General features: G+C 65.3%; 17 protein-coding genes. 9 read left to right on the top strand and 8 right to left on the bottom strand.

Going from position 1 to position 21,367, the window contains the following annotated elements; all coding sequences use genetic code 11:
* Positions 1-5: 5 nt before the first annotated feature.
* Both IIB36_05250 and IIB36_05245 read right to left on the bottom strand, forming a co-directional pair.
* A complete protein-coding gene (locus IIB36_05250; protein ID MCH7531157.1) occupies positions 6-1,421 on the bottom strand; it encodes a hypothetical protein in 1,416 nt (471 codons plus the stop codon).
* Positions 1,422-1,613: 192 nt separating this feature from the next.
* The gene (locus tag IIB36_05245) at positions 1,614-2,024 is read right to left on the bottom strand and encodes a DUF4143 domain-containing protein (protein ID MCH7531156.1); all 411 of its coding nucleotides are present in this window, start codon (positions 2,022-2,024) and stop codon (positions 1,614-1,616) included.
* Positions 2,025-2,392: 368 nt separating this feature from the next.
* Between IIB36_05245 and IIB36_05240 the strand changes: the two genes are divergently transcribed.
* Both IIB36_05240 and IIB36_05235 read left to right on the top strand, forming a co-directional pair.
* Positions 2,393-3,796, top strand: coding sequence for a cytochrome c (locus IIB36_05240; GenBank protein MCH7531155.1), 1,404 nt, complete (start codon positions 2,393-2,395; stop codon positions 3,794-3,796).
* Positions 3,797-3,803: 7 nt separating this feature from the next.
* Entirely contained in the window at positions 3,804-4,787 is a 984-nt protein-coding gene (locus IIB36_05235; protein MCH7531154.1) for a hypothetical protein, read from the top strand.
* On the opposite strand, the gene IIB36_05230 is transcribed toward IIB36_05235, so the two are convergent.
* Positions 4,765-5,811 (bottom strand): SMP-30/gluconolactonase/LRE family protein, encoded by a 1,047-nt coding sequence (locus tag IIB36_05230; protein MCH7531153.1) that lies wholly within the window; start codon positions 5,809-5,811, stop codon positions 4,765-4,767. The two genes, IIB36_05235 and IIB36_05230, sit on opposite strands and share 23 nt — an antisense overlap.
* Positions 5,708-6,166: a zinc ribbon domain-containing protein gene (locus IIB36_05225; protein ID MCH7531152.1), complete on the bottom strand. Its 459-nt coding sequence runs from the start codon at positions 6,164-6,166 to the stop codon at positions 5,708-5,710. The genes IIB36_05230 and IIB36_05225 overlap by 104 nt, the downstream gene beginning before the upstream one ends.
* A 51-nt stretch (positions 6,167-6,217) precedes the next feature.
* Here IIB36_05225 and IIB36_05220 point away from each other — a divergent pair, with 51 nt between their 5' ends.
* Positions 6,218-7,657, top strand: coding sequence for a short-chain fatty acid transporter (locus IIB36_05220; GenBank protein MCH7531151.1), 1,440 nt, complete (start codon positions 6,218-6,220; stop codon positions 7,655-7,657).
* Positions 7,658-7,662: 5 nt separating this feature from the next.
* Here the strand turns inward: IIB36_05220 and IIB36_05215 are convergent, their stop codons facing one another.
* The 3 genes from IIB36_05215 to IIB36_05205 all read right to left on the bottom strand — a co-directional run bounded on the left by IIB36_05215 (position 7,663) and on the right by IIB36_05205 (position 9,792).
* On the bottom strand, positions 7,663-9,066 hold the full coding sequence (locus IIB36_05215) for a PQQ-dependent sugar dehydrogenase (protein MCH7531150.1): 1,404 nt from the start codon (positions 9,064-9,066) through the stop codon (positions 7,663-7,665).
* Between the two features lie 88 nt (positions 9,067-9,154).
* Complete coding sequence (locus IIB36_05210; GenBank protein ID MCH7531149.1) at positions 9,155-9,559, bottom strand: type II toxin-antitoxin system VapC family toxin; 405 nt, start codon at positions 9,557-9,559, stop codon at positions 9,155-9,157.
* A complete protein-coding gene (locus tag IIB36_05205) occupies positions 9,556-9,792 on the bottom strand; it encodes a hypothetical protein (protein MCH7531148.1) in 237 nt (78 codons plus the stop codon). The genes IIB36_05210 and IIB36_05205 overlap by 4 nt, the downstream gene beginning before the upstream one ends.
* 143 nt (positions 9,793-9,935) lie before the next feature.
* Here IIB36_05205 and IIB36_05200 point away from each other — a divergent pair, with 143 nt between their 5' ends.
* Positions 9,936-12,230 carry a carboxypeptidase regulatory-like domain-containing protein gene (locus tag IIB36_05200; GenBank protein MCH7531147.1) on the top strand — a complete coding sequence of 765 codons (2,295 nt, stop codon included), beginning with the start codon at positions 9,936-9,938 and terminating at the stop codon, positions 12,228-12,230.
* A gap of 38 nt (positions 12,231-12,268) precedes the next feature.
* On the opposite strand, the gene IIB36_05195 is transcribed toward IIB36_05200, so the two are convergent.
* Positions 12,269-14,146 (bottom strand): PQQ-binding-like beta-propeller repeat protein, encoded by a 1,878-nt coding sequence (locus IIB36_05195; GenBank protein MCH7531146.1) that lies wholly within the window; start codon positions 14,144-14,146, stop codon positions 12,269-12,271.
* A gap of 138 nt (positions 14,147-14,284) precedes the next feature.
* Here IIB36_05195 and IIB36_05190 point away from each other — a divergent pair, with 138 nt between their 5' ends.
* The 5 genes from IIB36_05190 (at position 14,285) to IIB36_05170 (ending at position 21,362) form a co-directional block, all read left to right on the top strand.
* The gene (locus IIB36_05190) at positions 14,285-14,980 is read left to right on the top strand and encodes an FAD-dependent oxidoreductase (GenBank protein ID MCH7531145.1); all 696 of its coding nucleotides are present in this window, start codon (positions 14,285-14,287) and stop codon (positions 14,978-14,980) included.
* 292 nt (positions 14,981-15,272) lie between these two features.
* Positions 15,273-16,973, top strand: coding sequence for a gamma-glutamyltransferase (ggt, locus tag IIB36_05185; GenBank protein MCH7531144.1), 1,701 nt, complete (start codon positions 15,273-15,275; stop codon positions 16,971-16,973).
* Between the two features lie 26 nt (positions 16,974-16,999).
* Positions 17,000-19,147, top strand: a complete 2,148-nt coding sequence (locus tag IIB36_05180; protein ID MCH7531143.1) for a 4Fe-4S binding protein — start codon at positions 17,000-17,002, stop codon at positions 19,145-19,147.
* A gap of 49 nt (positions 19,148-19,196) precedes the next feature.
* Positions 19,197-20,177 (top strand): FAD:protein FMN transferase, encoded by a 981-nt coding sequence (locus tag IIB36_05175; protein ID MCH7531142.1) that lies wholly within the window; start codon positions 19,197-19,199, stop codon positions 20,175-20,177.
* 108 nt (positions 20,178-20,285) lie between these two features.
* Positions 20,286-21,362, top strand: a complete 1,077-nt coding sequence (locus IIB36_05170) for a hypothetical protein (GenBank protein ID MCH7531141.1) — start codon at positions 20,286-20,288, stop codon at positions 21,360-21,362.
* The last annotated feature ends 5 nt before the right edge of the window (positions 21,363-21,367 follow it).

The following is a 21,367-nucleotide window of genomic DNA, read 5'->3' as shown; positions in this document are numbered from 1 at the left end:
GTCCTTCAGCGTACGCAGCATACGAGCCGCAGCTCGCTGGGGTCGTTTCCCCGCGGGCCCGCGACCAAGAACAGCAGGCTGTCGGGCCCCACGAACTCCGGGATCGTCAGGCTCCTGGATGTGCTTTGGGGGATGCGGGTCGTCTCACCGGTGCGCCGGTCCATCACGTAGATGGCCGGACGCGCATCTCCGAGTTCGGTCCGCCCTCCGTCGCGTGAGCCGAACGCGAGCAGCGCGCCGTCGTAGCTGAAGGTGGCCTTGGTGGTCTGCATCCCCGAGTCGAAGACCTCGCGACACGCGCCGTCCGGGCCGAGCCGGAACACCTTCGTCGTGCCGGTCTTCTCGTCCCGTGCCGACATCTCGCGACCGTCCTTCGAGAGGATCGGCAGTGAGAGCTCCATGTCCCGGCACGCGGCCGTCTTGCTGTTGAGGGCCCGGATGCCCGTAATCTCACCGGCCCCGTCGAAGTCGAGCTCGTAGTCCCGGTACTGTGCCCCCTCCCGCCAGGCGGTGAGCACACGGTAGCGGACGCGGCCGCCGTCCGCCTCGCGATCGAGAATACCGACGGACGGATATTCGTCACGCAGCGTCTCGTCGACGAGCAGCGGCGCGAGGGAGCGAGCCTGGCTCTGGGCGCCGAGCCGGAAGATCTCGCGCGCGCTGTAGAAATGGAGCCCGGCATAGCGGGCCCCCGGCGTGACAAAAAAGGCGCCATCCGGCGACGGCACGAAGTCCAGCTGTCCGGGAGCGCTGAAGCGCTCGTTGAACTCCAGGTGGTGGAGGTAGACCACCCCCTCCAAGTCGAAGGAGATGTAGCGCGTGCCCGGAGCCCTCCGGAAGAACGCGCCCGGCCGGCTCGGTAGCGGGTACGTGGCGAGCAGCTCCACGTCGCGCATCGGCACGTCGCCCGCGGCGGGCGCGGCGGGCGCGGCGGGCGTGGTGAGCGCTCCCTCCTCGAGCATCCCGAGTCGGCGGCCGAGCATCGACTCGTAGACCTCGGCGGGTTTGTACCCGACCAACGCGTTGCCCACTGGCGCACCGTCGTTCACGACGACGACCGCGGGGAAGTGGACCGTGGCCCCTGCCTCGACCAGAGCCATGCGCAGGGCGTCGAGCCTGGGCTCGGCCACCGGCTCGAACAGAGTGCGGGCGGGCAGGATGCTGAGCGGGACGTCCAGGGCCCGTGTGGCTTCGACGATCTCGGGCACGCCCAGCTCGGAGAGCGGCATGGCAGGGGAGCGCACATAGACCATGTGGGCGCACGGGTCCTGCGTCTCGCACGTGGCGAGTCGCTCGGCCAGCTCGTCGAGCGAGTCCAACTCAGGGCCGCGAACCGCACCGGAGCCCAGCCTCCAGAGCGTCAGTCCCCCGAGCCCGACCGTCGACAGGACGACCAGACCCGCCACCGTGCTGAGCTTCATTGGAGACCTCCCTACGTGCAGACCCAACGAGACGATTACGGCCACTCGCAACGCGGAGTGGCAACGGTCCTGCGTTCGGCAACCTATTCGGCGCGGACCCGATTGAGAACGCCTCGATGGGGGAGCGGCTGCACCTCGTCGAGGAGCTCGTGGATCGACACCGCGCGGAAACCCTCTTGAAGAGGATAGCTGTCACGGCCGGCGTGGACGACACGCACCAGCTCGATGCCAAGCGTCTCCCGGGCGCTCCTCATGGACTTGGTCACCTTGGGCGAGGTCGTCCGCTTCACCTCGAATCCTAGGCGGTCGTCTCCTGAAATGACGAGGATGTCCCGCCAAACCCTCGAAGCTCGCGCCCACCTTCGGATGACCAAGAAGAGCCTCTGGGTCTCCCAGACCCAGAAGCGTGTGCCGGATTCCGGAGTCGCGTATGTATACCTTTGGTGACTTCACGACGCGCTTGCCTACGTTCTCCGACCACGGGCCGCCGTGCGTGCGCACCTCCTCGTCGCGAGTGCGCAACGTCAAGAAGATGTGCTCGCCCCGGATGATCGACTGAAAGGCGTTGTACGCGTATAGATGCAGACCACGCCGCGCGAAGATGCGAGCGAGGATGTTGCCGGGCGTCGCGATTCCCTGGCCGGCGGCCCCGCCGATGCTGATGGTGAAGCCGAGACCACTATCGCCCATGGATTTCTCCTGATGATTCGCGGCCTGCTACAGAGTACGGGAGGGCCGTACCAGTTCCGGACCGGCTTCGATCGTATTGGGCTTTGGGGAAGCCGTCCAGGCAGGGGCTGCCACCTTCGTAGGAGCGGCCTGTGGCCCAGGATGCTTCTAGCGTGCTCCGCACAAATTGCCTTCCCATCGGATCGGCACGTAGATTCGGAAGGGTGTTATTCTTCAGGGAAGGTACCTGGGTAGCTCGTAACATTTTATGCGTAGTTCATTTTATGCGTAGTTCATTCTGCATGACGGAGAGGATCATCATGGAGCTGCAGAATCGGAGCGAACGTCGGGGCTTGTGGACGCCCTGGATCGGAGCCGCCACCCTCATGCTCGTCGCCACCGTCGTTTTCCAAGGTGCGGCGCACGCCCAGGTCACCTTCGCCTCGGCGGATGGTATCGACGTGGACGTGACGTACGCCAAGGACGTGGCGCCGATCATCCAGAAGAATTGTACGGTATGTCACCGGCCAGGTGGGATCGGTCCCATCGATTTGGTGGATTACGAGGACGCCCGCCGGTACGCTCGGCGCATCCGCCGTCAGGTCTCCAACCGCCTCATGCCGCCGTACTACTACGACAACGACATCGGCATCCAGGAGCTGAAGCACGACTGGCGCCTCTCCGATGAGGACATCAACACCATCGTTGAATGGGTGGACCAGGGCACGCCTCTAGGCGATCCGGCCGACATTCCGGTGCTGAACCTCCCCGACACCGAAGACTGGTCGCTAGCACCCGACTTCGGTCCGCCGGACCTGGTCATCCCCTCGACCCCCATCGATGTACCGGCCTCCGGGCTCGACCTGTGGCATCGTCCATTCGCTCCCGTGGGAAATGATAGCGAGCGCTGCATCAAGGCCCTACAGGTGAAGCCCTCGGGGGACGCGAAGGGTGTGGTCCACCACGCCAACACCACGTTCCACATCAGGCAGGAGGACGGCTCCTTCGTCGGGACGGGAGACCGAGCGACCGAGTACGCGATGGGCAAGCTGGGTGAGATCGTTCCCGACGGCGTTTGCCGAACCATCCCCGCGGACGCTTGGGTCCGCTGGGACATCCATATGTACCCGGGCGGGCTCGGATCCCTTGCTCCGAACACGGTGCTCCCAGACAACGTGGTGGAGCTGGCCATCTGGCTGCATCCGGAGGACTACGAATACGAGTACAAGCAGGACCTGGTCAGCTACACCTTCATGGAGGGTCAGCGCGACATCCTAGTGCCGCCGAACGGGATTGAGATGACCCAGGGCTTCCGCTCGTTCGACCATCCGGTCCGCATCGACAGCTTCCAGCCGCACGGCCATCTACGGCTGCGGTCCGCGTCCCTGGAGATCTTCTATCCGAAGACGGGCCGGACGGAAGTGATCAGCATGGTTTCCAACTGGAGCGCCGTGTGGCACCAGAGCCACATTTACGAGGACGACGTGGCACCCCTGGTCCCCACCGGCGCGGTCCTCATCATGAAGCAGTGGTACGACAACACGTCGGGCAATCCCAACAACCCGGATCCGGACCAGTGGGTCGATTACGGAAGCCGGACCGCTGACGAGATGTCACATTTTTGGCTCGCCGTGACCCACCTCGATGAGGAGGGGTACGAGAGGATGGTGGAGGAGCGAAAGGAGAAGGCAACGGTCATCTCCTAGGGAGCCGATGATGAGGTTTCGTTCGATGGTTGGGGGGGTGGCCTTCGCGCTGCTCCTGTGCAGCGCCGTGGCTGGTCCCGCCGCGCTCGGGGCCCAGGCGGCGGATGGCCGTTTGCTCTTGCAGCCCCCCCCGCCTTCCGGTGGGCAACAAAACGTCATCCCATTCTTTGAGGGCTGGTACGCGAACGAAGACGGGACGTACACCATCTCGTTCGGATACCTCAATCTGAATCGAGAATCGGTGGTGGAGATTCCGGTGGGAGAGGATAATCGCCTCGACGTGGCCCAGTTCGACGGGATGCAGCCCACGACGTTTCTGCCTGGACGGCAGCGGGGGGTGTTCTCGTTGATTCTGCCGGCGGATAGGAAGGATGAGGACGTCTGGTGGAACATTCGCAACCGCAACGCGGACGGCGAGGTCATGCGAGTGCCCGGCCGAACCCACGCCCGCGCGTACGAGCTGGACTGGAATATCCGGCCTCAAGGATCCCTCCACCCACTCGTCTGGTTCGAGTCGAGCAGCGAGGAGGGCAGGGGACCTGGGGGTATCGCCGCAGAACGTACGCTGACCACCACCGTAGGATCTCCGATCGTCCTCTCGATCAACGCGAGGGACCCATCCGAGAGGGATCCCGACGATTATCGTTTCGCGGAGCCCATTCCCCTTCGCGTGGTGTGGTCCAGGTACCAGAGTGCCGGAGACGTCGAGTTCACACGGCACGAGTCCAACCCACTGCCCAAGCCGGAGGAGGTGGTGGATTCCACCAGCGCCGCCGGCCGACGCGCTCTGGCGAGGAACCGAAATCCTCCCGGGCCCGAGAGCATCCTTCTTGTGGAAGGGCAGGGCGTAGGCAGCGTGATCGCGACATTTTCCGAGCCGGGTGAGTATATCTTGCGCGCGCAGGTGGACAACTTTCGAGCGGTGGACAGCACCTCAAACGACCAGTGCTGCTGGACCAACGGGTATGTCAGGGTGCGCGTAACGCGGTAGGGTCGATCGTCCCCTGCGTAGTCAGCTCAATCCGGTATAGCCCCGTGCGGGCCGTCATGTAGAGCGTCCTGCCGTCGTCGCCCCAGGCGACGTTCGCGGGAACCTCATCGGGCTGGATCGTTCCCAGATGCTTGCCGGTGGGGTCGAATATCCATACGCCGCCAGGACCGGTCGCGAAGATGTTGCCCGCCACGTCGACCTTGAGACCGTCAGCGGCGCCCTCTGAGGACTCCGAGTTCACGTCGAAGAAAACCCGGCCGTTTGCTAGCGTGCCGTCCTCCTGCACGTCGTACGCCATCCACACCTTGTTCGAGGCATCCGAGTTGGCGACGTAAAGAGTCTGTTCGTCCGGCGAAAACGCGATTCCGTTCGGCCGGCTCTGGTTTCTCTCGAGCAGCTCGAGCTCGCCGTCCGGGCTGAGCCGGTAGATGCCATTGAAATCGAGCTCCCGGGCAGGATCGTCCTCGAGTCCAGCGAGCCCGTAGGGCGGATCGGTGAAATAGAGCCAGCCGTCCGACCTGATCGCAGAATCGTTGGGACTGTTGAGGCGCTTGCCCTGATAGCTGTCCACGAGCACCGTCAGACTGCCATCCGCTTCGATCCGGGATATGCGACGGTTTCCGTGCTCGAGCAGGATCAGGCGCCCTTCAGAATCGATGTTGAGACCGTTGGAGCCGACAGACCGGCCTTCGCTGTCACCCTCGAACACCGGATCCATGAACGTGCTCAGCCCCTCGGCGGGATCCCACTTGTGGATTCTGTTGCTACGGAGATCGCTGAAGAGCAGATAGGAGCCCTCGCGAACCCAGACCGGACCTTCGGTGAACGCAAAGCCGTCGGCTAGCTTCTCGATGCGATAGTCGGCCGGGACGATCGCATCCAGTGCGGGATCCACTCTCAGGACAGATCCCGCACCGGTGTCAGCGGGCGTGGTGTCGTCCGTCTGTTCCGCTTGCGAGCCTCCGCAGCCACCGAAGCCGGTAAGGACGAGCACTGCTACGCAGAAAACCGCGACGTATCTCATGAAGACGCCTCCAGGCTGATGCCGACCCCAACGTAGCCCGCAGCCGCGTTCCCCGCCTGCTAGTGATCGTGGTGGTGCACCGCTTCGTGCTCGGCGTGCGCCTTCTCGATCTGGTCCTTGCCCCCGTGCTTTCGCGCGAGGTCAAGATTGCGCCGCCGACTGGCGTCGGAGCTGGACGAGGAGAGGGACACACCTTCTCGATGTCGGTGGCCTCGCAGACAGGGCAGGTGGGCGTCGTCGAGCCTAGCAAGAGCAGCTCGAATCGGTTGCGGCACTCGCGGCATTCGTATTCGTAGATCGGCATCGGTGCGCCTGCGAAGGCCAAGTCGCTGAATCCTACCCCGCATCCTAACATGTGCGACTCCCGGTGTCTCACGCTCGCCACCAGAACGCCTCGGAACCAGATATGACGAATGCGCAGCCCACGGACCAGCCTCGTCTAACTCCCGTCCAGAAGTTCGGCGAGCTGATCGCCGACAGGGTGGAACGGTGGATGCCGAGCCCGTTTCTGTTCGCGATCATCCTCACGTATGTAGCGGCACTCGCCGCGTTTCTCTCGGAGGGGTCCGGATTAACCGAGATTGCCGCGTCGTGGTACGGCGGCTTCTGGTCGCTGCTCCAGTTCGCCATGCAGATGGTGCTCATCCTCGTGACCGCGTCCGTGGTCGCGTATCACCCGCGGGTGAAGGGGGTGATCACGCGCCTGGTGCGGCTTCCCAAGAGTGGCCGACAGGCAGTTCTCCTAGTCGCGGTCGGTTCGATTCTGGCGTCGTGGATCTCGTGGGGGCTCGGCCTCATCTTCGGCGCCATCTTGGCGCGGGAGATGGGTAAGCAAGCCAACGACAGGCGGATGGCCGTTCACTATCCGCTCTTGGCCGTAGCCGGCTACATTGGGCTGGGCCTGACGTGGGGATGGGGCATGTCCAGTTCGCCGGGGCTGCTGCAAGCGGTCGATGGCAACGTTCTGATGGAGCTCGGCTTCATCGACCGCGTCGTCCCCGCCACAGAATGGGTCTTCCACTCGTATCCGCTGATGCTCACGGCTTTGGCGCTGGTCTACGTTTGCGTCACGCTCTTCCTGCTCTGTCCGCCGGAGGAGAACTGCAGGGGCATCGAGCACTACGTCGATCTCGAAGATGATCCGACTGCGGAGCCGGAGGGCAACGACTCAGAGGTGTCTGAGCCGGATCTCCCAGGCTCTGACGACGGAAAGCCGTCGCTGGCGGACAGGCTCGACAACAGCAAGATCCTTGGCGGGACGCTCGCGCTGACCGGCGTAGTTCTGTCCGTAAACGTGTTTCTGACGGAGGGCCTGGCGGCACTCGACCTCAACGTCTTCAACTTCGCCTTCCTCATGATCGGGCTTCTGCTGTACCTGAGCCCGTCCAAGTACCAGAAGGACTTTTACCAGGCCGTGCAAGGGACCGCGGGGGTGATCCTGCTGTTCCCGTTCTATGCCGGAATCATCGGCGTCATGACCGGAACCGGGCTGGTCGACACGATGACCGAGGCTCTGCTATCGATCGCGACGGAGGACACGTTCGCGGTGATCGCATGGATCACGGGGGGCGTGCTCAACGTCTTCGTGCCCTCAGCGGGTGGTGAGTGGGCGATCATCGGCGGGCCCATGTTGGCCGCCGGCGCGGACCTGGGAATCCCGCCGGGCCAGACTATCGTGGCTTACGCGGCGGGTGACGCGCACACGAATCTGCTGAACCCTTTTTGGGCGATCCCTCTGCTGGCGATCACCGGCCTGCGTGCGCGCGACATGTTCGGTTACGCGATCACGATGATGCTCTTGCTGATCCCGTTCCTGGCAATCGTGTTCTACGTGCTCCCGTACTGAGACTTCTAGCGCACGATCTCCCGGATCACCCCGTCCTGCTTGTTCAGCACGAAGACCCGGCCTCCGGGCCCCGTGCCGAAGTGCAGGTCGGAGCGTGTGGCCGTATCGCGGCCCTGCTCGGCGTTCTTCGCCTGAATCAGCTGGAGCAGCGTCTTCGACTCTCCCTGGTCTCGGAAGAGCACTCTGGCCAAAGCATTCTGCCCACCCGCCGGCAGGTCGTCGGCGTCGATGTGGAAGATCTCGCCGCTTGGGAAGTCACCGAACAGCACCCTGTCCTGGAGCTGAGGAATCGTGCCCTCCCGGTGGACCACGACGCCCGTGACCGCAGACTGGCGTTGTAGCAGAGGATCCAGCTGTCCGTACTCGGCCACGGGATACGTGATCCAGGGCTCACCCTGTGGGTCGGCCAGGTCGACTTCGGAGCGGCTGATGAACCGGAAGCTGCCCTCCCATGAGTTCCAACCGAGGTCCGCGCCGGCTGTCACGAGGCTGAGCTTCTCCACGATGTTCTGCCCGATGTCGGCCACGAAGAAATTGCCGTTCTCCGGATCCCACCCGAACTGCTGGGGGTTACGCAGGCCCGATGCGTAGATCTCGCCCAGGGTCCGGTCGATCCCGTCCTCGGCGTACGGGTTGTCGGCGGGGATGCCGTAGCGGCCGTTCGCGCTGTTCGAACCGAGCGGGTGGATGCGCAGGATCTTGCCGAACACGGAACCGAGGTTCTGCGCCAGATCCAGCGGATCGCCGCCGCTGCCGCCATCCGCGACCCCGACGTAGAGCATCCCAAAATCCAGGTCCCCCGGCGACGACCGGGGGTTGAAAGCGATGCGGCCACCGTTGTGATTGCGGAAGGGCTGTTCCAAGCGAAGCAGTTGTCGCGGCGGCCCGCCGTCGTACGTCGGAGCTTCCGGGTCGAGCGCCGTCCACTCGAGCAGCACGGTGTCGTGGGTGTCCTGGCCCCCGCCCGGAGTGAAGTCCGGTGTCGGGCTCGTATCCTCGGTGTCGGTCCAGATGTAGAGCTTCCCGTACCCGGCCGTGCCGCGCTCGTTGAACTGCGGGTGCAGCGCGAAGCTCTGCATCCCCCGCTCCCTGCCCGACGACTCGACGGGCACGCCCCACTCCGGCGCGTTCACGTCGAGGTAGAGCGTCACGCGACCGTCGTAGGTGACGGTGTAGAGCGGCCCCCGCATGTCGTTCACGAACAGGCGACCACTGCCGGGCTCGTCGATGAGCAGCATGGGCCGAGCAGGCCTACCGTCGATATCCGGGAGCGAGGCGAATTCCTGGAACCCGACGACGATCACGCCGTCGATGGCCGCGATTGGCGCCGGGAAGGGATCGTTGGAGGTCTGGGCGAAGGCGGGGGTAGCGATCAACAGGGCCGCTGCGGCTAGGCGAATTCTGGACATGCAGCACTGTGGGGTGGAGATGGCCGGGATGCAAGGCGACCGAGTCGTGGCAGGGGAGGGGTCGAGGTGGGCCTCGTTGATGCGCTCCCTATCCTTGGGTTGGTGGCAGCACGAACCCGCATGTCGGCCCGGTAGAGCGGGTCAAGCGCGCGTCCAACGTGGCCACTTTCGCATTCAGAAGCTCAGCCAGCGCGACGTACCAGGCGTCGTAGAGGGTGAGGTTCTCCCGGAGCTGCCAAGCCCGCGACGCAACCGGGGCGTACGGGAAAAGCGATACCCGCAGATCCAGGAGATCGGCATGGGCGAGCGAGGCCACGTCCGATGAGACCTCGCCCGAGTGGGCTGCCCGCCGGAGGATATTGGCCGCCTCCACGGGCATGAGGTGGGGTGCCGCCAAGTCATCGGAAAGGACTACGCCTGCCGCCCAACGTCCGGTGGCCCCCCCATCCACCAGCGCGGACACCATGAGGCTCGCGTCGATGACCAGCGTCACCGACGGTCCGCATCGCGGTGGGTGAGAATGGAATCAGGTGCTAGTCGGCTCCCAGTGCTCTCCTTGCGAGCGAGCGCGCGGGCCATGAGCACCGCAGGGTCGGGCTGGCTTACCAGCTCGATCAGGTGGGCGCGCAGGTATTCCTGGAGGGAGCGACCCGTCAGCGCCGCTCGTGCCGCCAACTCCTCCGCGGTTTCCGTGGGAACATCCCGAATGGTGATCGACTTGCTCATGACGTCACTATGATGGCAATAGCAGCAGAATGCAAGTATGGGGCGACAGTGCTGCCACTCGTGAGTGGTTGGCCCTCTTCCGCACCGCCACCTACTATTGCCGCCCTCCCCACCATCGTTCTCGATCCGAACGAGGCCCGGCCATGAGCTCGACGTCGCAGCTGTCTGCCGTCCAATCCACTTCCGACCGGGGCTTCATACGCCGCATGGTGCCGCTCGGCGCGTCCTTGGCGATCGCGCTCACGTGGTCGTCGTGCACGCTGGGCGACCGTATGGAGGCTTCGAGCGTCGTAGGCAGGGCCGTGGACGATGCGGTCATCAGCGGCGTGGTCCAGGGACGTGACGGTCCCGAGGCCGGCGTCTGGGTGATCGCGGAGACCGACGATCTCGAAACTGGCTTCACGAAGATCGTGGTGAGCGACGACGATGGGCGGTTCGTTCTCCCCGAGCTACCGGAGGCGAGCTACGACGTGTGGGTCCGGGGTTACGGCCTCGCCGACTCCGAGCCACTGGCCGCCGCGCCGGGCGACGACCTCGTTCTGGCGGCGAATTATCCGGAGACGCCCCAGGAGGAAGCGAGCGTATATCCGGCCAGCTACTGGTACTCCCTCATGGAGGTCCCGTCCGAGAGCGACTTTCCGGGCACGGGCCCTTCGGGCAACGGCATCAGCACCAACGTCCGGTCACAAGCCGCGTGGATCGACAACCTGAAGCAGGGCTGCCAGCTCTGTCACCAGCTCGGCAATCAGATCACCCGGGAGACCACGCATATCGAGGGCCGCTTCGCCTCCACCGAGGAGGCGTGGAGTCATCGGCTCAACTTCGGCCAGAGGGGTCCGCGCATGGGCATGCAGCTCGCCGCGATGGGACAGGAGCGGGCCGTGCTCGAGTTCGCCGACTGGACCGACCGGATCATGGCCGGCGAGGTACCTCCGCAGCCTCCTCGGCCACACGGCGAGGAGCGGAACGTGGTGCTCACGCTCTGGGACTGGGGTGACGCGACATCCTACGTGCACGACGAGGTCGCCACGGACAAGCGCGACCCCTCAGTGAACGCCGGGGGCGCCGTGTACGGTGTCTCCATGTCGGACGACCGACTGCTGATCGTGAACCCTGGCAAGAACGAATCTCGTGACGTGCGCGTGCCCGTGTGGGACCCCGACACCGAGTCCTATTTTCCCACTACGCCCGGCTTCGAGCCCTCTCCGTTCTGGGGGGACGAGGTCGTTTTGAACGGTCCCGCCAACGTCCACAACCCGATGATGGATCAGGAGGGACGGGTGTGGCTCACGTCCAGGATCCGCAACTCGCCGAATAACCCTGACTGGTGCCGGGAGGGCTCGTCCAACGCGTACGCCCAGTACTCGCCCATCAACTTCAGCGGCCGACAGGCTTCGGTCTTTCATCCGGATACGGAGGAGTTCACCCTCGTCGATACCTGCTTCGGGACGCACCACCTCCAGTTCGGAGAGGACTCGGAGAATACGGTCTACTTCAGCGGCGACACCCGCGTCATCGGCTGGGTGCGCAGCAGCGTTCTCCTGGACGGCCCGGCGGGCCCGCTGGTGGATCGCGTGCGAGACCAGGCGCCGGCGCGGCTCGCGGAGCGGGCCGAGGCAGCGCAGGGCTGGTGCCCCACTGTGATCGACACCAACGGCGACGGGCTGATCACGAAGCCGTGGAACTCGGGTCCTGGCCCCGCGGACCCGGAGCTGGACACGCAGCTCACCGGCTTCGCGTACGGGATCATCGTGAACCCGGTGGACAACTCCATCTGGATCGCGCGCACAGGCGGAATCCCTGGCCGGATCTTCCGCCTGGAACTGGGAGACAATCCCCCACAGAGTTGCAAGACCGAGGTCTACGAGCCGCCCTTCGAGAACCCGGCCGTGCCCCAGGACCAGTGGGGATTCTCGCCACGCGGCATCGACGTGACCCGGGATGGGATCATCTGGACAGCGCTCTCCGGAAGCAGCCACCTGGCGAGCTTCGACCGCAGCAAGTGCGCGGTGCTGAACGGGCCGGCAGCCACAGGCCAGCACTGCCCCGAGGGCTGGACCCTCTATCCGGCTCCGGGACCCCAGATGAAGAATGCGGTCACCGCGGGGGGTGCCGATTTCCACTACTACAACTGGGTGGACCAGTTCAACACGCTGGGGCTGGGCGAGGACATTCCCATCGCCAACGGCACCACGTCCGATGCACTGCTGGCGCTGGATCCCGATTCCGGCGAGTGGGTTCGCATGCGGGTGCCGTACCCCATGGGCTTCTTCTCTCGGGGGCTCGATGGTCGCATCGACGATCCGGACGCCGGATGGAAGGGACGCGGCGTGTGGGCCAACTTCGGCACGAACGTCCCGTGGCATCTGGAGGGCGGCGCGGGAACGACGAGCAAGATCGTCAAGTTCCAGATACGGCCGGGACCGCTGGCGTACTAGCCGGATTGGCGTCCAGCCATTTGGATGCTGGGCTGCCGCTATGGCAGCTTGTACGCCACAACCGCGTCGGTCGCGACGATCACTACATATTGCGCGCCGTCCGCGCCCAGGTAGGTCATCGGATTGGCGTTACCTCTCCGGTCCAGCGTGCTCACCCAGAGCTCCCGGCCGGTCGCCGCTTCGAGCGCGCGCAGGCGGTTGTCGTCGGTCGACGCCACGAACAACAGCCCGCCGGCGGTTACGATCGCGGCCGCACGCCCCGGCCGACCGGTGTTCTGCCGGTCCGCAGGAAGCTGCTCGGTGATGCCGATCGCGCGTTCCCACACGATGTCGCCGGTCGAGGCGTGAACAGCGGTCATCCGGCCCCAAGGCGGTTTTTGGCACGGCCAGCGCGCGTCCCCGATGCGAACGTCGAAGCTCGACGGGCGTGGGCCGCTCCTCCGGTAGGGCGCGGCCGAGCCTTCTTCGGCCTCCTCCATCCAGCCGAGAGCGCCGAGATCCTGACTGAATACGAAGACGTATCCGGAGTTGGGATCGAATGCGGCGCCGCCCCAATTGGGCCCGCCCACCAGCCCAGGGAACAGCAGCGTGCTTCTGGGCGGCGCGCCTTCCTCGCGATACACCCACGGCGAGAAGGGCCCGGCGTTGTAGATCTCTCCCACGCTCGCCACCAGCTCGGCGCACGCCGCTGCGTGCTCGGGTGACGTGTCTTCGGCGGTAACCAGGTCAGTCGCCTCGTAGCTGACCCGGGAAAGCGCCTGAGGCTTCACGGGAAACGGCTGGGTCGGAAAGGTCAGCTCGCCAGGAACGTCACTCGCTGGCACCGGGCGCTCTTCCACGCCGAAGATCGGCTCACCGGTCTCGCGATCGAGGATGTACAGGTAGCCGGACTTGGTGGTCACGCCGAGCGCGTCGACGGTGCCTCCAGCGCGCGGGAGGGCGAACAGCACGGGGGGCGCAGGCGGGTCGGCATCCCACAGGTCGTGATGGATGGTCTGGAAGTGCCAGACATATGCACCGCTCCGGATGTCCACCGCGACCAAGGCGTTCGCGAACAGGTTGGCGCCCCCGCGGTCTCCGCCGTATGCGAACGGGATGGGCGAGGCTAGGGGCAGATACACGTGTCCGCGCTGCTCGTCCATCGTGAAGTAGAACGGCCAGGCGTTGGCTCCGAGACGGCCCTGCCAACTGTCGCCCTCCCAACTGTCGTGTCCCACGCTCCCCGGCTGCGGAACGGAGCTGAACTCCCACAGCTTGGCGCCGGTGCGGGCGTCGTAGGCGCGCGCGTTGCCGATGCCCCCGATGGTCCCGCGCGGCGTATTCGCGCCGACCACGACGATGTTCTCATAGACCAGGGGTACCGAGTTGTACGGTACCACCATGTCCACCTCGCCCGACTGTCCGAAGTCCGCCGCCAGTGTGCCGGTTGCTGCGTCGAGCGCTACCAGACGTCTCCCGGCGGTGAAGATGATGCGCGCTGGCGTGCCGTTCGCACCGGGCCAGTACGCGACGCCGCGCCGCGAGGGCGCGCCGTCATCGACCGCATGCTGCCAGATCTCCGCGCCTGTGGTCGCTTCGAGCGCGACCACGCGGTCCACCGCCGGCAGGTACATGACGTCACCGACGACGATCGGCGTCACCTGCGAGTTCGGCTCACGGGGGCGAGCCTGGCTCGGGCCGTCGGCGCCGGTTGGTGTAGCGCTGCGCAGCGAGTAGTTCCAGGCCCCGGTCAGCTTCGCGACGTTGCCCGTCGTGATCTGTGTCAGCGGCGAGTACCCAGTCCCAGCCAGGTTGCCGCGATACATCGGCCAGTCGACGGCCGTCGGTGCGCCGAGGTCTTGCGGGGCACACCCGGACTCGGCGAGAAGGAGCGCGAGCAACGCGCTGCTTGTGATCATCAGGCGGGCGGAGCGCATGACTTCTCCTCGAGTCACCTTGATATGCGGGGACGGGCAAACAAAGTGGGGTGTGGGGAGAGACGCAGGCAATTGCCACCAACTGACGAGCGCCGCAATGTGGGCGGAGGGAGGACGTTCCTTCGTGAGGACGACCAAATGGATACCAAGCTCAATCGCCGTCAGTTGCTGAAGGCAGCGGGCGCCGTCGTGCTGGGGGCGAGCCTAGGGAGTTGCGCACGCACGTCCAGCCCCTCGAGGCGCTTCGCCAAGGTCAAGGTATCCCCCGATCGGGTGATCCGGACCACCGTCGGCTTGCGCCCTTTTCGCACGTCCGGTTTCCGCGTCGAGGTCGAGCGGTTCGACGAAAGGACGGTCGTCCACAATTACGGCCACGGTTCGAACGGCGTGTCGATGTCGTGGGGCACCGGTCATCTGGCGATGGAAGAGGCTCTGAAGACCGGTGAAACGACGGCCGCCGTCATCGGCTGCGGGGCCGTCGGCCTCGCGACGGCGCGGCTCCTCCAGAGACAAGGCCTGGAGGTGACGATCTATGCCAAGGACGTTCCCCCGAGAACGACGTCCAACATGTCGGCGGCTCGGAGACCTGGCACCGGAGAACGTGCAACTCGCCCCGGACGAGCATCCGTTTCCGCGACCCTATGCCCGTCGCTTCTGGACCATGCTGATCGAGCCATCGATCTATCTGGATGCTGTGCTGCGCGATGTCCTGCTTGCCGGCGGAGACCTGGTCGTGCGCGACTTCGACAGCCTGCAGGCGCTGCTGGCTCTGCCCGAAAGACTGATCATCAATTGCACGGGCCTGGGCGCCAAGGAGCTGTTCGCAGACGATGAGCTCACGCCGATCAAGGGTCAACTGACGGTCTTGTTGCCGCAGCCGGAGGTGGACTACATCATAGGCGCCAACGGCCTGTCCATGATTCCGCGACAAGACGGTATCCTGCTGGGCCAGACGTGGGAGCGCGGCGAATCGTCACTGGAGCCGAGCGCGACCGAAGCGCAGCGGGTGATGGAAGGTCTCACCCAGTTCTTCGCGGACATGGAATGAGGGAGGCGCTGAACAGCGTCGGGGAGCTGAGGGTCCTACTATTGTCGTGAAAATCCTTAAGGCCAAATGAGGGGACACATGCTGAACTCCATCCTTGAGCGTCGCGTCGCGACCGTGCTCGCGCTGCTGCCATGCCTCTTCCTCAGCCTCGATCCGCAACAGGCAGAAGCACAGGAAGACGAGGGATTCGACTACGAGACGCTCCGGTCTCCAGTCTCCGGCCTCCGCGGCGTCGTGGCTACGAGTCAGCCTCTCGCGTCGAACGCCGGGCTCGACATCCTGAAGGCGGGCGGCAATGCCATCGACGCAGCCGTCGCGACGGCTGCGGTGCTCACGGTCGTGGAACCGAACAGCACGAGTCTGGGCGGTGATGCGTTCATCATGATCTACATCGCCGCCGAGAAGAAGCTGGTCGGCCTCAACGCGAGTGGTCGGGCGCCCTACGGGATGACGCTCGAGGCTCTCAACGAGAAGCTCGACAAACACGACATGGACCGGATTCGGGGGATCTACTCGGTGACCGTTCCCGGTGCCGTCGACGGCTGGTTCGAGGTGCTGGAGAAGTACGGCACCATGAGCATGGCTGAGGTACTCGAGCCCGCGATCTACTATGCCGAGCACGGCTTCGCAGTGTCGCCGATCATCGCCGACGCTTGGCGATCCCTCGAGAGAAACCAAGAGCCCTCGACCCGGGCCACGTGGCTGATCGACGGCAAGCGAGCACCCAGGGCTGGCGACGTGTTCCGGAACCCTGATCTCGCAAATACGTTCAGAATGCTCGGTGCGGATGGCAGGGACGCGTTCTACAACGGCCCCATCGCGGAGGCGATGGTCGCGTACTCGAATGAGCACGACGGCTTCTTCACGATGAAGGACTTCGCGGATCACACCTCCACGTGGGTCGAGCCCATCTACGCCGACTACAAGAACTACCGGCTGTACGAGCTGCCGCCGAACGGCCAGGGCATCGCGGCGCTCGAGATGATCAAGATCCTGGGCAACGTCGATCTGGGTGCGATGGGCCACAACTCGGCCGACTATCTGCACCACTTCATCGAGGCGAAGAAACTGGCCTACGCCGACATCCAAAAGTGGAACTCGGACCCCGAGTTCAACCATCTGCCGGTGCAGGAGATGATCTCCACCGAATACGCCAGGAGTCAGTTCGAGCGCATCGATCCGACGAGAGCGGCGGAGCGTCCGGAGTCGGGAATCAACGGAGACGGTGACACGGTTCTTTTGGAGGTCATGGACAAGGATCACAACGCCGTGTCCTTCATCTACAGCCTCTATTCGGGCTTCGGGTCCGGCCTGGTTCCCCCTGGGACCGGCTTCACGCTGCAGAACCGGGGCGCGCTCTTCTCTCGCGAGCCGGGCCACGTGAACGTCGTCGAGCCGCACAAGCGCCCGTTCCATACCATCATTCCTGCGATGGCCTTCAAGGACGGTGAGTTCTTCATGACGTTCGGCGCGATGGGTGGCGCCGTGCAGCCCCAGCAGCATGTCCAGATCTTCCTCAACGTCGTCGAGTTCGGGATGAACATGCAGCAGGCGGTCGAAATCCCTCGCATCAACCACGGCGGTGGCCTGAACGTCACGGTCGAGCCGGGGATCAGTGAAGACGTGCTGACGCAACTGGAGGCGTGGGGTCACGTGCTTCGGCGCAGAACCACACGAGGGGGCGTCGGCGGCGCCCAGGGCATCATGTTCGATGTCCAGACCGGCGTGATGACCGGTGGCTCGACGCCTCACAAGGACGGGATGGCGGTTGCGAACTAGGCTTTCCGCCCCATGACCCTCTCGCCATGACCCTCTCCTTGCGCACGCTCGCGTGTGCCTGCCTCCTCGCCCTGCTGCTCCCGGCGGGGGCGGCTGCGCAGCGCATACGGGACGTTCCCGAGGAGCTGATGCATCAGGTCATGCCCGGGGTGGACCGCTTCGTGGAGTGGGGCGTGGATCCCACCGTGATGCAGGCGTTCCGCGTCGATCCTGAAACTGGCGACGAGAGCCTGGTCGGGTACGTCTTCCACACCGCCGACGTCCCCCCTGAGAGAAGCGGATACAGCGCTCCCATTGGAACCGTCGTGGGACTCGGGCTCGACGGTCGCCTGACCGGCATGCGAATTACCGACTATCGAGAGTCGATGCGGAGTAGTCGCGGCGACTTCCTGCGACCGCGCGGTTTCCAGGAGCAGTACGCGGACAAGCACATCGGCGATGCGTTCCGTCCCTTCAGGGACGTCGAGAGCATATCGCGCGCGACGGTCAGCGTGCGAGCGATCTCGCTCGGCATGCGCAACGCTGCCCGCCGTGTCGCCGAGGCATACTTCACGCGGGCGGCGGAAGCCCCAGGAGTCGTCGCCGACGCGAACGCTCTCTCGTGGTTGGAGCTACGCCAGGCCGGGGTCGTGAAGGTGATGATCGTGGACAGCGAGATCGGCATGGCGGAGTTGTCGCTGGTGCACCTGTTCGACGATGCCTTCGGCGAGCGCCTCGTCGGCGCGGAGGCTTTGGCCAGCGCGTACCGCGCACGGGAGTCGGTCGGTGGTGGGCATGTGTTCGCGTATGGTGTGGACGGCCCGCGACTCCGTTACTTCAGCCGGGACGGGTGGTCGGTCGCTCAGGACGGTGACACGATCCCGACGCCCGAAGACCAGGTCCTCCCATTTGGACTGGCTGCGGGCGGCGTCATGTACGACCAGGTACGGTTCACTGGCGCGATGATCCTGGACGCCTCGATCGACATCACGAGGCCGTTCGAGATCCTGTTCGATCTCCGGCCGAACCTGGATCTCTACGCGGTCGAGTACCTCACGCTCGAGGCGCGCGAGGTGCTGGCGGTGGAGGCTCTGGCAGCGGCAGCGCTGCCCACAGCCTCTTCAGGCGGCGACACGGCCCCGACGGACCGGGCAAACGGGGGCGTTGGCGAGACGGCAAGCGCGAGCCCCACGCCAGGCGCCGAGCGACCCGCGAACACGCCGGCGCCCGAGCTTCCGGAAGCGGCACCTTCGGCAGAAGCGCTCCGTGCCAGTCGCGGGTCGCTCACGCCGGCCCAGGACCTCGACGTGCTCGACCTCGTTTATGCCGAAGACGAGACGATCCTCTCTCGCGCATTTGAACGAACTGAAGCGAAACGGCTCGGTGCGATGGCCGTGGTGCTGCTACTCGCCACGCTCGCTTTCTTCATGAAGAAGCGATCGATCCGCGCCGTCTCGCTCGCCGTCACGCTCGTCTTCCTAGGGTGGATCGACGGGGGATTCCTGTCCGTCTCTCACATCACGAGTGGCATCTGGCGCGGACCCTCCGTGTACTTCGACGACTTGGCTCTCCTGCTCATGGTCACCTTCACGGTGATCGCGACGGTGCTCTTTGGTCGCGTCTTCTGTGGCTTCCTGTGCCCGTTCGGCGCACTGCAGGACCTGCTCGACAACGTCGTGCCCGCACGCTTTCACAAGAAGGTGCCGCAAGCCGTCCATGACCGTGCGCTATGGGTGAAATACGCCTTGCTGGGCGGGATCCTGATTCCGGCCATCGCCGGAAGCCACGCCAGCCTGTACCAATACGTGGAGCCGTTCGGGACGGTCTTCTTCCCGAGCACCTCGGTCCTGTTGTGGGGGATCGCGCTGAGCTTTCTGGTCGCGTCCGCGATCGTGCCGCGCTTCTACTGTCGGTATGTGTGCCCGCTCGGCGCGGCGCTCGCGATCGGCTCACTCGTCTCGCTGAACCGCATCCGCCGCGTCGAACATTGCGGGCACTGCAAGGTGTGTGAGCAGGGGTGTCCGACCGGCGCGATCCGCGGCGATCTCGTGGACTTCAAAGAGTGCGTGCGCTGCAACGTCTGCGAGACCAAGCTGATCGAGGAGGCTGGCGTATGCAGGCACGACATGGAGGAGATCCGCCCCCGGCTCGTGCAGCTCCAGGTGTCAGGCGCCGCGGGAGCATCTCTTGGCTGAGCGGCCGGAGACTCCCGCGGCTGGATGGAGATCCCTCACGCGCAGGGACATGCTCAAAATCAGCGCGGTCGCGGGGGTCGGGACAGCGCTCGGCACCGGCGTGGTGTCCGAACTGCTGCGACGGGCTGCGCTCCACCGCGTGAGCCTCACCCGGACGCGGCTCGGGACGCTCGTCACGGTGACGGTCGTGCATCCCGACGCGTCGGCCGCGGGCGCAATGGTCGACGAGGCCTTCGCGGAGATAACCCGGCTGGAGGCGATCCTGAGCCGTTACCGGCCCGACAGTCCGCTTTCGCGACTGAACGCCGTGGGGAGCATCGATGACGCGCCCGCGGAGTTGCTCGAGGTGATGGCTCAGGCGCTCGACTACGCCCGCATGAGTGCGGGCGCGTTCGACCCGACCGTCGCGCCGCTGCATCACCTCTACGCTTCGCGGGCTGAGCGCGGCGAGGGGCTGCCAGACGCGGTTGCCGTGGCCAGTGCCCTCCCGCTCGTCGGCTACGAAGGCGTGCGCATCGAGGGGGCCGGCGTGGAATTCGATCGCCCCGGGATGTCGGTCACGCTCGACGGGATCGCGAAGGGTTACGTCGTCGACCGCACCGTCGCCACGCTGGTGGGAGCGGGGGCCGACCGGGTGCTCGTGGACGCCGGAGGGGATATAGCGAGCGGCGGAGCGAGATCGGTCGACGAACCGTGGACAGTGGCGGTGCAGGATCCCCGGGATGAGCACGGCACGATCGATCTCGTTCGGCTCGCCGGCGGCTGCATCGCCACCTCGGGGGACTATCTGCAGTGGTTCACCGAGGACCGCAGCGCGCATCACATCATCGATCCCCGGACAGGGCACTCTCCCACCCACACCGCGTCGGTGTCGGTGGTAGCACGAACCGCGATGGCGGCCGATGCGCTGTCGACCGCCGTGATGGTGCTCGGGCCCGATGCCGGCGTTCGCTTGCTGGAGCCTCTCGACGGGGTCGAGGGGTTGGTGGTGACGAAGGCCGGCGAGGCGGTGCGCACGAAGGGTTTCTGAGGCCCCGACTGGCTGGACGGGGCAGCGGTCCGCATATTTCACCGCTGAAGGGTCCGCATGTTCGAACGGACACCTTCGAAGGACGTCCGTCGGCTCGGAGGAACAAAGGTGACCGTGAATCTCTCGACCTCGGCTCCGCTCAAGCACTCCGCGATCGCCGCGATAGCGCTGCTGGCGTGTACGGCGGTGCTGGTCTGCCCCGCGGTCGCCCAGACTCATGCCTCCGACGCGGGAGATTGGGAAGCGCCCAGGACCGTGCACGGTCACCCCGACCTGCAAGGGAACTGGACCAACGCGACGCTTACTCCCCTCCAGCGCCCCGAAGGCTGGGCGCCCGTTCTCACGTGGGACAAGGTCAGCGAGCTCGAGACCGGTCAGGCCGAGCTCGTCGCGCTGACCAATGCGCCGAGCGATCCGGACCGCGCACCGCCTCCGGCCGGTGGTACGAACCCGATCTGCATCGATTCAGGGACCTCGTGCTACAACGAAGTCTATAGGGATCCAGGCGACCGGGTCGCGATCGTGAGCGGTGAGCCCAGGAGCTCACTCGTCATGAATCCGTCGGACGGCCGCGTACCGCAGATGACGTCCGAGGCGCGCCAGCGGATTGCCGACGAGAAGGCGCTCAGGAGCCAGTTCGGTCCGTACGATCATCCGGAGCTCCGACCCAACGCTGAACGGTGTCTCGTCTCCTTCGGGTCCAGCGCCGGTCCGCCGATGCTCCCCAACTACTGGTACAACAACAACTACACGATCGTGCAGAACGCCGACTACGTGATGATCATGGCGGAGATGGTGCACGACGTGCGCATCATTCGGCTGGGTGAAGCTGATCCGCTGCGCGCTGATCTGCGTCCATGGTTCGGTGACTCGCGGGGTTGGTATGAAGGGAATACGCTCGTGGTCGAGACGACCAACATCAATTCCGATCAGCAGTTTCTCGGGGCCGGTCCCTCGGCAGATCGAAAGGTGACGGAGCGTTTCACGCGAGTCGACGACGAGACGCTGCTCTACGAGTTCACGATCGATGACCCCTCGACGTATGAGAGTGCGTGGGGCGGCCAGATTCCGTTCAAGGCGCTCGACGGCCAGATCTACGAGTATGCTTGCCACGAAGGCAACTACGCGCTCGCTGGCGTGCTGAGTGGCGCTCGTTATCAGGAGAGGACGGAGGGGGGGCGGTAGCGAGA

It is taken from the genome of Gemmatimonadota bacterium (genome assembly GCA_022560615.1).
Taxonomy (GTDB): Bacteria; Gemmatimonadota; Gemmatimonadetes; order Longimicrobiales; family Gaopeijiaceae; genus UBA1138.
Note: the sequence above shows the minus strand (reverse complement) of the source record. Positions and strands in the feature narration are given on the sequence as shown.

Coding starts and splice junctions, on each gene's coding strand:
- IIB36_05215 (MCH7531150.1), bottom strand. CDS start 9,066: ATGTCCAGAATTCGCCTAGCCGCAGCGGCCCTGTTGATCGCTACCCCC.
- IIB36_05230 (MCH7531153.1), bottom strand. CDS start 5,811: ATGAGATACGTCGCGGTTTTCTGCGTAGCAGTGCTCGTCCTTACCGGC.
- IIB36_05180 (MCH7531143.1), top strand. CDS start 17,000: ATGACCCTCTCCTTGCGCACGCTCGCGTGTGCCTGCCTCCTCGCCCTG.
- IIB36_05225 (MCH7531152.1), bottom strand. CDS start 6,166: ATGTTAGGATGCGGGGTAGGATTCAGCGACTTGGCCTTCGCAGGCGCA.
- IIB36_05200 (MCH7531147.1), top strand. CDS start 9,936: ATGAGCTCGACGTCGCAGCTGTCTGCCGTCCAATCCACTTCCGACCGG.
- IIB36_05175 (MCH7531142.1), top strand. CDS start 19,197: ATGCTCAAAATCAGCGCGGTCGCGGGGGTCGGGACAGCGCTCGGCACC.
- IIB36_05240 (MCH7531155.1), top strand. CDS start 2,393: ATGACGGAGAGGATCATCATGGAGCTGCAGAATCGGAGCGAACGTCGG.
- IIB36_05235 (MCH7531154.1), top strand. CDS start 3,804: ATGATGAGGTTTCGTTCGATGGTTGGGGGGGTGGCCTTCGCGCTGCTC.
- IIB36_05250 (MCH7531157.1), bottom strand. CDS start 1,421: ATGAAGCTCAGCACGGTGGCGGGTCTGGTCGTCCTGTCGACGGTCGGG.
- ggt (MCH7531144.1), top strand. CDS start 15,273: ATGCTGAACTCCATCCTTGAGCGTCGCGTCGCGACCGTGCTCGCGCTG.
- IIB36_05205 (MCH7531148.1), bottom strand. CDS start 9,792: ATGAGCAAGTCGATCACCATTCGGGATGTTCCCACGGAAACCGCGGAG.
- IIB36_05190 (MCH7531145.1), top strand. CDS start 14,285: ATGGATACCAAGCTCAATCGCCGTCAGTTGCTGAAGGCAGCGGGCGCC.
- IIB36_05195 (MCH7531146.1), bottom strand. CDS start 14,146: ATGCGCTCCGCCCGCCTGATGATCACAAGCAGCGCGTTGCTCGCGCTC.
- IIB36_05220 (MCH7531151.1), top strand. CDS start 6,218: ATGACGAATGCGCAGCCCACGGACCAGCCTCGTCTAACTCCCGTCCAG.